This window comes from Vitreimonas sp. (assembly GCF_035627415.1).
In the GTDB taxonomy this organism is placed as follows: Bacteria; Pseudomonadota; Alphaproteobacteria; order Caulobacterales; family Aquidulcibacteraceae; genus Vitreimonas.
Genome location: NZ_DASPLU010000031.1, coordinates 232,302 through 245,392, shown reverse-complemented (window position 1 = coordinate 245,392; position 13,091 = coordinate 232,302). Strand labels below are relative to the sequence as shown.

13 protein-coding genes are annotated in these 13,091 nt (G+C 66.8%); 3 read left to right on the top strand and 10 right to left on the bottom strand.

The window, feature by feature from the left end; all coding sequences use genetic code 11:
* Nucleotides 1–33 precede the first annotated feature (33 nt).
* Entirely contained in the window at nt 34–312 is a 279-nt protein-coding gene (locus VEA80_RS17340; protein WP_325062035.1) for a hypothetical protein, read from the top strand.
* Nucleotides 313–411: 99 nt separating this feature from the next.
* Here the strand turns inward: VEA80_RS17340 and VEA80_RS17335 are convergent, their stop codons facing one another.
* From VEA80_RS17335 to VEA80_RS17310, 6 genes are read right to left on the bottom strand one after another with little or no spacing between them, the layout of a single operon-like run.
* On the bottom strand, nt 412–1,692 hold the full coding sequence (locus VEA80_RS17335; protein ID WP_325062034.1) for an RsmB/NOP family class I SAM-dependent RNA methyltransferase: 1,281 nt from the start codon (nt 1,690–1,692) through the stop codon (nt 412–414).
* A 56-nt stretch (nt 1,693–1,748) separates the two neighbouring features.
* Nucleotides 1,749–2,354, bottom strand: coding sequence for a Uma2 family endonuclease (locus tag VEA80_RS17330; protein WP_325062033.1), 606 nt, complete (start codon nt 2,352–2,354; stop codon nt 1,749–1,751).
* Nucleotides 2,355–2,399: 45 nt separating this feature from the next.
* Nucleotides 2,400–3,860 (bottom strand): IMP dehydrogenase, encoded by a 1,461-nt coding sequence (gene guaB, locus VEA80_RS17325; RefSeq protein WP_325062032.1) that lies wholly within the window; start codon nt 3,858–3,860, stop codon nt 2,400–2,402.
* A 57-nt stretch (nt 3,861–3,917) separates the two neighbouring features.
* Nucleotides 3,918–5,111, bottom strand: a complete 1,194-nt coding sequence (locus VEA80_RS17320) for a hypothetical protein (protein WP_325062031.1) — start codon at nt 5,109–5,111, stop codon at nt 3,918–3,920.
* 24 nt (nt 5,112–5,135) lie between these two features.
* Nucleotides 5,136–5,840 carry an RlmE family RNA methyltransferase gene (locus VEA80_RS17315; protein ID WP_325062030.1) on the bottom strand — a complete coding sequence of 235 codons (705 nt, stop codon included), beginning with the start codon at nt 5,838–5,840 and terminating at the stop codon, nt 5,136–5,138.
* On the bottom strand, nt 5,837–6,886 hold the full coding sequence (locus tag VEA80_RS17310; RefSeq protein WP_325062029.1) for a Ppx/GppA phosphatase family protein: 1,050 nt from the start codon (nt 6,884–6,886) through the stop codon (nt 5,837–5,839). The genes VEA80_RS17315 and VEA80_RS17310 overlap by 4 nt, the downstream gene beginning before the upstream one ends.
* A 231-nt stretch (nt 6,887–7,117) precedes the next feature.
* On the opposite strand from VEA80_RS17310, the gene hspQ reads away from it, so the two are divergent.
* Together hspQ and VEA80_RS17300 are read left to right on the top strand one after the other, a co-directional pair.
* Nucleotides 7,118–7,441, top strand: a complete 324-nt coding sequence (hspQ, locus tag VEA80_RS17305; protein WP_325062028.1) for a heat shock protein HspQ — start codon at nt 7,118–7,120, stop codon at nt 7,439–7,441.
* A gap of 124 nt (nt 7,442–7,565) precedes the next feature.
* Nucleotides 7,566–7,988 carry an ester cyclase gene (locus VEA80_RS17300; protein WP_325062027.1) on the top strand — a complete coding sequence of 141 codons (423 nt, stop codon included), beginning with the start codon at nt 7,566–7,568 and terminating at the stop codon, nt 7,986–7,988.
* 6 nt (nt 7,989–7,994) lie between these two features.
* Here VEA80_RS17300 and astB read toward each other — a convergent pair whose 3' ends face one another.
* The 4 genes from astB to VEA80_RS17280 are packed head-to-tail and all read right to left on the bottom strand — an operon-like array spanning nt 7,995 to nt 13,072.
* Nucleotides 7,995–9,344 (bottom strand): N-succinylarginine dihydrolase, encoded by a 1,350-nt coding sequence (astB, locus tag VEA80_RS17295; protein WP_325062026.1) that lies wholly within the window; start codon nt 9,342–9,344, stop codon nt 7,995–7,997.
* Entirely contained in the window at nt 9,341–10,789 is a 1,449-nt protein-coding gene (gene astD, locus VEA80_RS17290) for a succinylglutamate-semialdehyde dehydrogenase (protein WP_325062025.1), read from the bottom strand. The genes astB and astD overlap by 4 nt, the downstream gene beginning before the upstream one ends.
* Nucleotides 10,779–11,813 carry an arginine N-succinyltransferase gene (locus tag VEA80_RS17285; RefSeq protein ID WP_325062024.1) on the bottom strand — a complete coding sequence of 345 codons (1,035 nt, stop codon included), beginning with the start codon at nt 11,811–11,813 and terminating at the stop codon, nt 10,779–10,781. Before VEA80_RS17285 ends, astD begins: the two co-directional genes overlap by 11 nt.
* The gene (locus VEA80_RS17280; protein ID WP_325062023.1) at nt 11,810–13,072 is read right to left on the bottom strand and encodes a hydrolase; all 1,263 of its coding nucleotides are present in this window, start codon (nt 13,070–13,072) and stop codon (nt 11,810–11,812) included. Before VEA80_RS17280 ends, VEA80_RS17285 begins: the two co-directional genes overlap by 4 nt.
* Between the last annotated feature and the right edge of the window lie 19 nt (nt 13,073–13,091).

Sequence of the window (13,091 nt, the reverse complement as noted above, 5' to 3'; positions counted from 1 at the left end):
GGAACGCTAACCGACGCGGCGCATGCTTCGTCCATGGCCGCGATTTCAGGCATCGCGCCGGCAGCTCCACCCCAAGCTCCGCCGGCGCACGATCAGAAAGGAGGCCGCGCGGCCGTCGAATTCGGCGCAGCGGTGACGCACCAGGACCTCGTTCGCGAGAAGCTCCGCGTCGATCCCGCCGCGCTCGCCGACAAGATGCGCAAGGCTCAGCGCGCCAAGCTCGCCGATCCGCGCGAGCAGCGCATGGCGCAAGACAAGGCCGAGTACGAGGAGTCGCTTCGCAAAGGCCAGTACGTCGATATCGAAGCCTAAGCGCCGGCAAACTGCTCCCCCGCTCGCGGGGGAGCTGTCAGCGTGCGAAGCACGATGACTGAGGGGGCGCTGGCACGGACACTCGCCGCATTTCCCCAGTTAACCGCGCCGCTCCAGCGCGGCGATGAAGAAGCCGTCGCAGCCCGTCAGCAGCGGCGTCATCTGCGCCGCCAGCCCGCGCGGATACATCGGCGCAATCACGGTTCCCAATCCTACAGGCGCGAAGCTGTCGTAAGATGCGAGGAATGCAGCCACCGCATCCTCGTTCTCTTCCGGCAGCACCGAACAGGTCACATAAACCAGCCGCCCCCCCGGCTTCACCAAAGGCGCCGCCAGCCTCAGCGCCTCCTGCTGCTCCTCGCGCCGCTTCGCCAAAGCGTTCGGCCTGAGCCGCCACTTCGAATCCGGATTGCGCCGCCAGGTGCCCGAGCCCGTGCACGGCGCATCGACGAACACCATGTCCATCCGCCCGCGCAAATCCTCCAACACATCGCGTGTGCGCGCCGGCGCGCGGATCTGCAGATTGCGCACGCCCGCGCGTTCAGCGCGCTCACGCAGCGGCGCAAGCCGGCGGCCATCGACATCGTGCGCGAAAATCTGCCCCTTGTTTTCCATCAGCGCCGCCAGCGCCAATGTTTTGCCGCCGCCGCCCGCACACACGTCGGCGACTTGCATCCCAGGCGCGGCGCCCGACAAGAGCGCCGTCAGCTGGCTGCCCTCGTCCTGCACCTCGAACCAGCCTTTCAAAAAGGCTTGCTCGCTGGCCCAAGGAAACGTCCGCCCCTGCGCCCAGGGAATCCGCACGCCGTCGGGCGCACGCGGCGCCGCCAGCGGCGCCTCCTTCAGCTTCGGACTTTCGGAGAGCGCCGCGATCAGCTTCTCGCGCGAAGTCTTCAAAGTGTTCGCACGCAAATCCAACGGCGCCGGCGCCGCCAGCGCCGCGCCTTCATCCCCGCGCGCCGCCCCAAACGCGCGCTCGAAACTGGAGTCCAGCCATTCCGGATAATCCCCCCGCACCCAGGCCGGCGCGCCCTCCAGCGTCGCATCCGCCAGCGCCGTCCGCTCCGCCTCCGTCGGCGGCGTGGGCGCATGCGGATCGCCGTAACAGCTCTGCTCGATTTGCTCCGCGCTCCAGCCGAACCCCCACCGCAACGCCCCCCACACCCAAGCCCGCGGCGTATCCGCCCCCATCCGAAACGCGCTCGATTGCTTCCACCGCAGCGCCCCGAACACGAGATCGCCGATCTCGGCGCGGTCCTTCGAGCCGGCGAAGCGATGCGACAGCATCCAGTCCTTCACCGCATCGGCAGCTGGCCGACGCTGACTCTCGAGCGTGGAAAGAATCTCTATCGCGGCCTGCTGCCGCGCGCCTGGACGCATGGGAGGAACCCCGAAGAAGCGCGAACCCAAACGGCTCGCAAAAAGAAGTTAGGCGATCAGTCCGCGTCGTCGAGCGGCGTTTGCGGATCGAGATCGGCGACGCGCAGCACGAAATCCGCAATCCGTGTCGGCCTCAGCTCGTCCTCGAACGGCACGCGCTTCGGCTCGCCATAAGCGCCATCGCGAGGGTTGAGATGCACATGCGTGCGCCGATTTCTGACATCGACGACCCAATATTCCTCGACCCCGTGGCGCGCATAGCGCGAGGCGCTGTCGCGCAAATCGTCCGCCAGCGTCGTGTCCGCCACTTCCGCCACCAGCAGAATGCGCTCGCTCGGCGTTTCCTTCACCAAGGGCCCCGCCGACAGAACATACACATCCGGCGAGGGTCCATTGTAGCGCGACAGATGAAGCGTCGTCTGAAGACCCACAACGAAACCCTTCGGCTCCAGCGCCTGGAACACACGCGCGCCAATCTTCATCACGTAATGAATGTGGCGCAGCCCATCCGCCGGCATTTTGTGGATCTCCCCGTCCAGCAATTGCGTGCGCTTATATGGGACCTTGCCCGCCGCTTGGAGCGCGAGGACTTCGTCCATCGTGAACGGAAGGCGGGTCGCCTCACGGGCGATCGGGCGGGGAAGAACGGCGGTATCGCTCATAGTGGCAATATAGCACTTGCGGACCCGCCGGTCATCCCGAGGCGCTCAGCCCCCCAGCGGGTAGTTCGGCGCCTCACGCGTGATGGAGACATCGTGCACGTGGCTTTCGCGCAGGCCCGCGCTCGTGATCTTCACGAACTTCGCCTTCTCGCGCATCTCTTTCAAATTCGCCGCGCCGACATAGCCCATCGAGGCGCGCAGGCCGCCGATCAGCTGGTGGATGATGTTCGCCACCGGGCCCTTGAACGGCACGCGCCCTTCGATGCCCTCCGGCACGAACTTCATCTGATCGGTGACTTCCTTCTGGAAGTAGCGATCGGCCGAGCCGCGCGCCATCGCGCCGAGCGAGCCCATGCCGCGATAGCTCTTATAGGAGCGGCCCTGATAGAGAATGATGTCTCCCGGCGCTTCTTCCGAGCCCGCCAGCAACGAGCCGATCATCGCCACTTCCGCGCCGCCCGCGAGCGCCTTGGCGAGATCGCCCGAGAACTTGATGCCGCCGTCGGCGATCACCGGCACGTCGGCCTTCGCCGCCGCCTTCGCCGCATCCATCACCGCCGTCAACTGTGGCACGCCGACCCCGGCGACGATGCGCGTGGTGCAGATCGAACCCGGGCCGATGCCCACCTTCACGCCGTCCGCGCCCGCATCGATCAGCGCCTTCGCGCCATCGGCGGTCGCGACATTGCCGGCGACGATCTGCGTCTTGTTCGACTCGCGCTTGATCCGATTCACCGCCGCCAGCACCGCACTCGAATGGCCGTGCGCCGTATCGATCACGACGACATCGACGCCCGCTTCGATCAGAGCCAGCGAGCGCTCATAGCCTGCGTCGCCGATGGTCGAGGCGGCGCCCACGAGCAAGCGGCCGCGCTCGTCCTTGGCCCGGTTCGGAAACGCCTGCGCTTTCTCGAAATCCTTCACCGTGATGAGACCGGTCACGCGGTTCGCTTCGTCGGTGACGATCACGCGCTCGATGCGGTGCTTGTGCAGCAGCTTCTTGGCTTCGCCCTCGTTCACCCCGTCGCGCACCGTGATGAGATCGTCCTTCGTCATCAAGTCGGCGACGCGCTCCTTCATGTCGGCGAAGCGCATGTCGCGGTTGGTGAGGATGCCGACCAGTTTGCCGCTCTCGCGGTCGACCACCGGGAAGCCGGAAATCCGCCGCGCCTCCTTGATCATGACGATCTCGCCAATGGTCATATCCGGATGGATGGTGATCGGATCGATCACCATGCCGCTCTCGAACTTCTTGACCATCTTGACCTGATCGGCCTGCTCGGCCGGCGTCATGTTGCGGTGGATGATCCCCATCCCGCCCGCCTGCGCCATCGCAATGGCGAGCCGCGCCTCGGTCACCGTATCCATCGCCGCCGAAATGAGCGGGATATTGAGGGAGATCGAGCGCGTCAGCCGCGTGGCGGTGCCGACATCCGCCGGCAGCACTTCGGACGCGCTCGGTTCGAGGAGCACGTCGTCAAAGGTCAAAGCTTCACGGATTTCCATGGACGGCTGGTAGAGATTCTGGGGCCGGTTGTCCAGTCTTCGCAGCTGCGCGCGCGGCTACCTGATATCCACGTCTGGAAACGGATAGGCCTGCCTCTCGCCGAACCGCGTCACCTGGAAGTCCCAAAGCCGTTGCGCCAGGGCCGGCCACCGCGCCGCAATCTCGGGGTGAGCGCGCCACGGCTCGGCGCCCGGAATCCATTGCTCGCCCAGTTGAGTTCTCTGAATGGCGCGGATCAGATGACGCGCGTCTTCGTCCGACGCCGTGGACAGCGCGTCCAGCGCCTGGGTTTCGATGAGCCCATAGGCTGTTGGATAGTCCCCATGCTTGGCGATAAATCTGATCGCCATGCCAAGCTGCCAAGGGTTGGGCTCGTTGGCGAGAATGCGCTCGAACAGCGGCGCGGCCTCCGGGTGGTCGCCGCTGATGAGCGCGTTCAGCACAAACCACATCTGGTCATTGGTAGAGATGGCCGGCACTGCTCGATCGGCAAATACCAAAGACGCCAATGCTTGCGCGGCAGACTGCTCCTGATCGGCGGCGCGCGAACGAAATGCGTATCGGGGTGTCTCGCCACGCTCCAAGCCTTCGTAACTCTCGATCAGATACTGTGTTGGCTTCCATTCGGAGCGCGACATGAGATGGCTCAGTATGTCGCGCGCGCGCTCGCGCTCCTCTTCTGTTTGCGGGTTGGCCAACTCGCCCTCGAGCAGGCGCTCCAGGGCTGCCAATTCCTGCATGGGTTCATATTCCGACTGAATGGCAAGATACTGACGCACGGTGCGCGGCCAGAGCGCGTCGGGGCCGAAATAGTCTTCATTGACCCGCGCGAACGGAAAGCCGAGCTGACGCCACTGCCCTTGTGCATCGCGCGCCAGGAACAAGAGCACAGGCTGGCCTCTGCGAAACGTCTGCCGAATGCACATCCCGGCGTGGGCGTCCGGATGCGCTCCGATCAGCCTATTTGCATCGCCCAATTCGACCTGCCCGATTGTAGTGCCCGGCAACGTCAGATCGCGCGGCGTCTCGCCCTTCAGCGCCTGCTGGACACGAAAGCGGACACTGGGCCCGTCATCATCATTCCAGCTTACACTCCGCCGCTGCGGCGTTGCGACGACGATCGCGTCGGCAATCTGGACAAGCTCGAAATTGGACGGGGCAACATAATCGGCAGTGACCGAACAAGCCTGTGCGGCGTGAGAACAAAGCGCAGCCGCTGCGGCGGCAAATCCAAAGAGCGTTCGAAACATCAAAGTCCCCTTACCAGCCTCGGTTCACGCCTTCCGTCCCATCGCCACGACATATACTTCCGAGCTTTCCGCGCGGCTCGCAGGCGGCTTGGCGTGACGCACCGTGGCAAAGCCCTGCTTCAGCCGCGTGAGCAGCTCCGTATCGAGCCCGCCCTGGAACGCCTTGGTCACGAACGCGCCGCCCGGCGCGAGATGCGCCAGCGCGAACTCGGCCGCCGCTTCCGCCAGCGCGCCGGTGCGGACTTGGTCGGTCTTGGCGTGACCGGTGGTGTTGGCGGCCATGTCGGAGAGCACGAGATCGGGCGGACCGCCGAGCGCTTCGAGCAGCACCGGCGGCGTCGCCGGATCGGTCAAGTCCATCTGGAAGAACGTCGCGCCCTCGAGTGGATCGATCGGCAACAGGTCCACGCCAACCACTTTGCAGCCGCGCTTGACGCACACCTGCGCCCAGCCGCCGGGCGCGGCGCCGAGGTCGATGACGCGCAGGCCGCGCTTCAGGAACTGAAACTGCTCGTCGAGTTCGATCAGCTTGTAGGCCGCGCGGGCGCGATAGCCGTCGGCGCGGGCGCGGGCGACGTAGGGATCGTTCAGATGCCGCTTCACCCAATTGCGCGAGCTTTCGTCGAGCTTCTTGTTCTTCACGCGCGTCTGCAGCTGGCGTTCGCCGCCGCCGGCGGCCTTCGGCGGCTTCGCTTTCCAGCGCCGCTTCGGAGGCTCTTCGTCGCTCATGCCGCGCCTTTCGCATGCGCCGCCATCAGCCGCATCAGCACGCCTTCGCGCAAGCCGCGATCGGCGACGCGCACGCGCTGGGCGGGCCACACCCGCAGCACCGCATCCAGGATCGCTCCGCCCATGACGACGAGATCGGCGCGGTCCTTGCCGATGCACGGATTGTCGGCGCGTTCTTCGCGCGACTGCGAGAGCAGCGTCGCGATGGTGCGGCGGCAATCGTCGACATCGAACCACATGCCGTCAACGCGGGCGCGGTTGTATCGCGGCAGATCGAGAAAGACGCCGGCCAGGCTCGTCACCGTGCCCGACGTGCCGATGATGTCGGCGCGCCCTTCCGCGAACGCACGACGCAGGTGCTGCGCCGCGCCGACCGGGGCAATCATATCGGCGAGCCGTCCAACTAGCGCCTGGTACCAGGCGCGCTTGTCGCCGCCCTCCGGCTCCGGCTCGTCCTCCGCCAAAGTGACGACGCCGAGCGGACACGTGCCCCACGAGACGATCGGCGGATCGAGTTTGCCGCCGAGCACATCGGCAGGCGCCACCCACGACATCTCGGTGGAGCCGCCGCCGATATCGACGATCATCGCGTGCTCCGCGCGCGGCTCGAGCAAGCTGGCGCACCCGAGCACCGAAAGCCGCGCTTCCTCCTCCGGCGAAATCACGTCGAACTTGAGCCCCAGATCCTTCTCGACGCGGCTGAGAAAAACCTGCCCGTTGGACGCGCCGCGGCACGCCTGCGTCGCCACGCAGCCCACCGCGACCGGGGATCGCGCTTCGATGCGCTGTGCGCAGGCGGCGAGCGCCTGGTACGCGCGCGCCATCGCGCCTTCGCTCAAGCGGCCGGTGTGCGCGAGCCCTTCGCCCAAGCGGACGATACGCGAGAATCCGTCGACGACGCGCAAGCTGCCGTCGGCGTTCTGCGTCGCCATCAAGAGGCGACAATTGTTGGTGCCCAGATCGAGCGCGGCGAAGACGGGTGCGCGCGATCGCGGGCCATGGCGCGCGTCGCTCCGCGACGTCTGCGCCCGCCCATCACTGACCATGGTTAATCATTCCAGCGGAGCGCGAACCCCGCAAACTGCTGTTTCGCCGGAGATGGTAGCGAATTCGCGGTCGCGCGACACCCCGCTTTTCGCCCACTTTTCGCCCCGATCGCGCAGCCTGGCGCTTGGACAACACACTTATTCGTGTGCCGGGCTCCAATCCTTGTGGCGGGCGTTCCCCGTACATACGTTACCTGAGCGAAGGATAAGGAGGTAACGAAGGAGGAGAAGATGCAAGAAGCGAAATTCTCCATCGGCCAAGTGGTGCGACACAAGCTTTTCCCGTTCCGCGGCGTCGTCTTTGACGTGGATCCGGAATTTTCGAACTCCGAAGAATGGCTGGAAGCTATTCCGGAGCCCGTGCGCCCCGACCGTAAGCAACCCTTCTACCACCTCTTCGCCGAGAATTCCGACAGCCACTACGTGGCCTACGTCTCCGAACAGAACCTCGTCCCGGACGACAGCGGCGAGCCGATCGACCACCCCTCGATCGATCTCCTGTTCGATGAGACGGACGATGGCGAATACAAGCTGCGGCCGGAGGCGTTGAACTAACGCTCGGGCTCCTCGCAAAAACTGGGTCGGCAGCCGCAGCGATGCGGCTGCCGATTTTGTTTGCGCGAACCCACCCCGCACCTCCGGCGTTTCCCAAGGAACGAAGCCGAAAGAGGCCGTCTGCATGTCGACCGCAGCCGAGAACAAGCGCCGCTATGAGCGCTTCGTCGATCGTGTCGTCAACGCCAAGGACTACGATGTCGCCGACGAGATCATCGCGGCTGATGTCGTTTCGCACGATCCGTTTCCAGGCCAGAAGCCCGGTCCAGCCGGAGTCAAGGACACGTTCCGCCAATTCCACGCCGCCTTCCCGGACCTGCGCGCAGAGATCGCGAACCTGATCGCCGAGGACGACAACGTCGCATGCCACTTGGTCGTGACCGGCACGCACACAGGCGAGTTCATGGGCCACGAGCCGACCGGAAATCCGATCCGCTTCGAGGAAGTCCTGGTGCTGCGCTTCGAAGACGGCAAAGTCGTCGAGCATTGGGCGGTCGCCGACGTGCTCGGGCTGATGCAGGCGATCGGCGCCGTGCGTATGAACTAGAGCCGCCTAACCGCGCTGGAACGGATAGAAGTCCCCGCCGAGCGGCAGGATGCGCGTCAGCTCATCGAGCGCCGTTTGTGTTTCCGCCACCAGCGCTGGATCGGCGAGATCGGCGGGGGCGAGTTCTTCGCGGTAGTGCGTCTTGATCCAAGCTCCGAGCCTTCCCGCCAGCGCATCGTCCAGGAAAAACCCCTGCGCAGCCGCTGCGCGCTCGCGCGCCGTCATGACGATGCGCAAGCGCAAGCACGCGGGCCCACCGCCATTTCGCATGCTTTCGCGCACTTCGACATACTCCACCTGCCCGATCGCCGCGTTCGGCTGCGCGATCATCTCGGCGACGAACGCCGCCGTCTTGTTGTTCTCGCGCACTTCGGTCGGCGCGATCAGCGTCAGCGCGCGCGCGCCGGGCAAGCGCAGCAGCTGCGAGTTGAAGAGATAGGATGTGACCGCATCGTCGAGCCCCACACGCGCGCGCGGGACTTCGATGAACACCGGCGCGAAGTCCTTGACCGCCGATCGCACTTGGGCGTAGAGCGCGGCCTTGTCGGCGAACGCGTCCTGGTGATGGAAGAGCACGTGCTCGTGCGCGACGCCGACGACATCGTTATGAAAGGCGCCTGCGTCGATCGCTTCGCTGGCTTGGCGGGCGAAGATGGTGCGGGCGGGATCCAGCTCATGCCGGCGCGCCAGCGCATGGCAGGCTTCGAGCGTCTGCCGCGCCGGAAAGCCGGTGCGGATCTCGGCCGCGGTGCGGCCGTAGACGAAGATCTCGACGCCCGTTGCGCCCGGGTTCGCGGCCATGCGCATGTGATTGGCCGCGCCTTCGTCGGAAAGGACGCTGTGCGGCATGAGCGCCGGGTGAACGGCAAAGCGCGCTTCGTCCGGCATCAGCCGGCGCAGCGTGCGCTCGGTCTGCTCGGCTTCGAGGATGCGGTGGAGCATCGTCTGCAGATTCGCGACGGAAGCGTGCAGGCGCCCATCGGCGCAATCGGCGCTCGGCGAGATCGTCGCCGCGTTCGCCGCCCACATCGCCGACGAAGCGAGCGCGGCGCGCCCGATCGTAGGTTCGCTCTTCCAGGCCTTCTCCCACACTTGCCCATCGCTGCCGCTGAAGCCAAGCGAGCGCAGCCAGGCGATGTTCGGCCGCTCGTGCGGCGGCAACACGCCTTGCGCGAGGCCGAGCGCGCGCAAGCGCTGCATCTTCGCCAGCCCCTGCAGCGCTGCATCGCGTGGGCGCGCGATCGTATTTGCATTGCGCGCCGAAGCGAGATTGCCGACCGAGAGCCCCGCATAATTATGCGTCGGACCGACGATGCCGTCGAAATTGATCTCCTCGGCGGTCGCGTCGGTCGTCATTTCGGCAGCCCGGGGGCCGCGATCGGCGCCGCCTTCTCCGCCAACTGCGTCGCCACCGGATACGCGACATAGTCCGCCGCATAATACGCGCTCGGCCGCAGCGAACCGGAGAGTCCTGGGCCGCCGAACGGCATCGCGCCCGAGGCGCCCGTGGTCGGCCGATTCCAGTTCAGCACGCCGGCGCGCATTTCGTTCTTCACCCGCGCCCACAGCGTCGGATCGTCGCTGATCAACCCGCCGGCGAGCCCGTAGCGCGTGGCGTTGGCGACATCGAGCGCGTGGTCGAAATCGCTGACGCGATAGACTTGCAGCAGCGGGCCGAACAGCTCTTCGTCCGGCGGCGTCAAGCCGGTGACGTCGATGATCGCCGGATGCACGGTCGCGCCCTCACGCTTCACCGGCACGATCGGCTTTGCGCCCATCGCCATGAGTCCCTGCTCGAACTTCACCGCGCGTTCGGCGCTTTCGGCGTTGACGAGCGGGCCGAGGAACGGTTCGGGCGTCTGCGTCGCCGGGCCGACTTTGATGTTCGGCGTCAGCGCCGCCAGCGCTGCGATGATAGTGTCGCCGTCCGGGCCTTGCGGCACGATCAGACGGCGCGCGCACGAGCAGCGCTGGCCGCTGGTGGCGAAGGCAGAGTGGACGATCAGGTTCGCTGCCGCTTGCGCATCGACGGGCGGCCAGACGATCAGCGGATTGTTGCCGCCAAGTTCGAGCGCGAGCACGACGTCAGGCCGGCCGGCGAACTTCTTGTGAATGAGCGCGCCGGTGTGCGCCGAGCCGGTGAACAACACGCCGTTGAGGCCCTGGGCGTCGAGCAGCGCAGCGCCGGTGTCGCGGCCGCCTTGCAGCAGGTTGAGCACGCCCGCCGGCAGTCCCGCTTCTTCCCACGCTTCCGCCATCAGCGCGCCGACGCCTGGCGTCAGCTCACTCGGCTTGAACAGCACGACATTGCCCGCGAGCAAAGCCGGCACGATGTGGCCGTTCGGCAGATGACCCGGAAAATTGAATGGCCCGAACACGGCGAGCACGCCGTGTGCGTGGTGCGAGAGCGTCATTGCGCCGAAGGCGGCTTTCTCTTCGCGGAAGCCGGCGCGTTCGGATTGGGCGCGGATCGAAAGCTCGATCTTGCCGATCATCGCCTGCACTTCGCCCTTGGCGTCCCAAAGCGCCTTGCCCATCTCGCGGCTGATCGTCTGCGCAATCGTCTCGGCGCGTGTCTCGATCGCCTTGCCGAACGCGCGCACAACGGCGATGCGCTCCTCGACCGGCCGGCGCGACCAGGACGGGAACGCGAGCCGCGCGGCGGCCATCGCCTCGGCGACATCGTCGGCGGTGGCGGCGCGGCCTTCCCAGACTCTGTCGCCGCTTGCGGGGTCGTGCGAGGCGAAGCGTTCGCCGCCGCCGGCGCGCCAAGCGCCGTCGATGTAAAGTTCAGTGCGCATCTTCCAACCAGACCAGAGCTTCTTCCCCCGCTTCCAGCTTCAGCGCCGCGAGCACGGCGGCGTCGACTTTGGCGACGCCATCGCCAAGCGAGGCGCGCGTCGACACGCAGCGGAAGTCGCGGATCCGCGCCGTCGCCGCCAAGGCCCGCGTTGCGCGCTCGCCCGGTTCTCCCGGTTCCAGCTTCAGCCTGCGCGCTTCGCGGCGCGTGCGGATGGCGTCACGCGGCGCGCTCATCAGGGGGCCGGCGTCGAAAATGTCGACCACGTTGGAGAAGCTGAAGCCCTCCCATTCCAGCAGCCGCCGCGCGCCCTCGCCGTCCTTGTGGCATTGGCCGATGACGGCGCGCGCCTCCTCTCCCAGCAACTCCACGTAGATCGGATGTTGCGGCATGAGGTCGAGAATGAACTGGTTGTCAGTGGTGGCGCTCAGCTTGTCGGCTTCGCTGAAGTCCATGCGGAAGAAATGCCGGCCCACCGCCTCCCAGAACGGCGACACGCCTTCGGGCGAGACGACGCCGCGCAGCTCGGAGACGACGCGGCTGCGGAAACGCTCGGGCTGCGCCGCCATCAGCATGTAGCGCGATTGCGCCAGCGCCCGGCCGACACCGCCGGCGCGGTGCTCGGGACGCACGAATAGCGAGCCCACTTCGGAGCAGCCGGTGAAATCGTTGACGCCGATCAGCACGCCCAGGTCGAAGCGCCGGTTCACCACCGCGGAAGACTGCGCCTCGGTGATCAGCCGAAAATTGAAGAAGGGCGGCGTCTCGCCGATCGTCGCCTTGACGCCGGCGCAACCAGCGAGCGCGCCGGTCTCGATGTGTTCGAGCGCGATGAAGTAGCGCTCGGCCCCCGCGCTCTGCACATCCGAGCCGTAGCTGCGTTCGGAAAGCGCGAGCTTGTCGGCCATCGCCTTATCGTCGAGCATCAGGCTGGTGAAGCCGGCGCCGGCGATTTCGCGGAGCTGTTTGAAGCCGGCGAGGTCCGCCGGCCCAGCCGCGCGCATGACGTAGACGGGCGCGCTCATTTGCCGAGGCTCCGCACGTCGAAGGCGCCGCTGTTGAGGCCGGCGAGCATCAGAAACGAAAGCTTGGCGCGTTCGCTGAAGGAAGAAAGCAGGGCGAACTCCTGATCGCTGTGCAGACCGCCGCCGCAGGGGCCGAGCGTGTCGATGTTGGGGCAGCCGGCGGCGGCGAGATTGTTGCCCTCGCAGACGCCGCCGGAAGATTGAAACTTGAGATCAAGGCCGAGCGCTTCGCCGGCGGCGCGCGTCCAGCTTACGATCGTGCGCTGCTGCACGTTGAGCGGCTTCGGCGGCCGGGTGATGCCGCCGTGCAGATGCGCGCTGATGCCGTCGCGCGCGTGGGCGGCCTCGGCGATGCGGCGCGCTTGCGCTTCGCCCCAGGCGGCGCCTTCGGCGTCGGGGCTGCGGATGTTGAAGCGCAGCACCGCGCGGTCGGGCACAACATTGACGGCGCTGCCGCCGTCGATCGCGCCGACATTGAAGGTGACGCCCTCGCGCTGGGCGTTGAGCGCATTGAGCGCCAGCGCCGCCTCGGCGGCGGCGATCACAGCGCTGCGGCCGTCACTGAATGCGCGGCCGACATGGGCGGCGCGGCCTTTGACGATCAGGCTGAAATTGCCCGAACCCTTGCGCGCATCGACCAATGCGCCGTCGGCGAGCGCCGGTTCGTAGGTCATGCCGACCTGCGCGCGCGCGCCGAGCTCGGCCAGCAGCGGCGCGCTCGCCATCGAGCCGACCTCTTCGTCGGGGCTCAGCAGCACTTCGTAGCCGACGAGCTTGTCGCCCGGCGCCGCTTCGAACGCTTCGAGCGCCGCCAGCATGACGGCGATGCCGCCCTTCATGTCGGCCGTGCCGGGCCCGCGCAGCATCGCCCCATCGCGCCACGGCTTCTGGAACGGATGCGCGGCGGGAAACACCGTGTCGTAATGGCCAGTGAGCGCCACCTGCACCGGCGCGTGCGGCCGCACGCGCACGCGGATCGAGGCGCCGTGCTCGATATCGATCACCTCTCCGTCCGGCCGCACGCGCTGCGAGGGCTGGAGCTCGACTTCGGCAACCTCTCCCGGCAGCGCCGCAACCGCGTCCAGCAACGGAGCGCGCATGCGCGTTAGACCGGCCAGTTCGTAGGAGCCCGAATTGATCGCCGACCAGGCTTCGGTGCGCGCCGCCAGCGCTTCGCCTTGGGCGTCGAGACGTTCCAGAAACGGCTCGAGGCCGGCGCCCAGGCTGCGCGCCGGTGGTGTCGTTACGTCGGCTGACATGGGGGCGGAAACTGCCCGC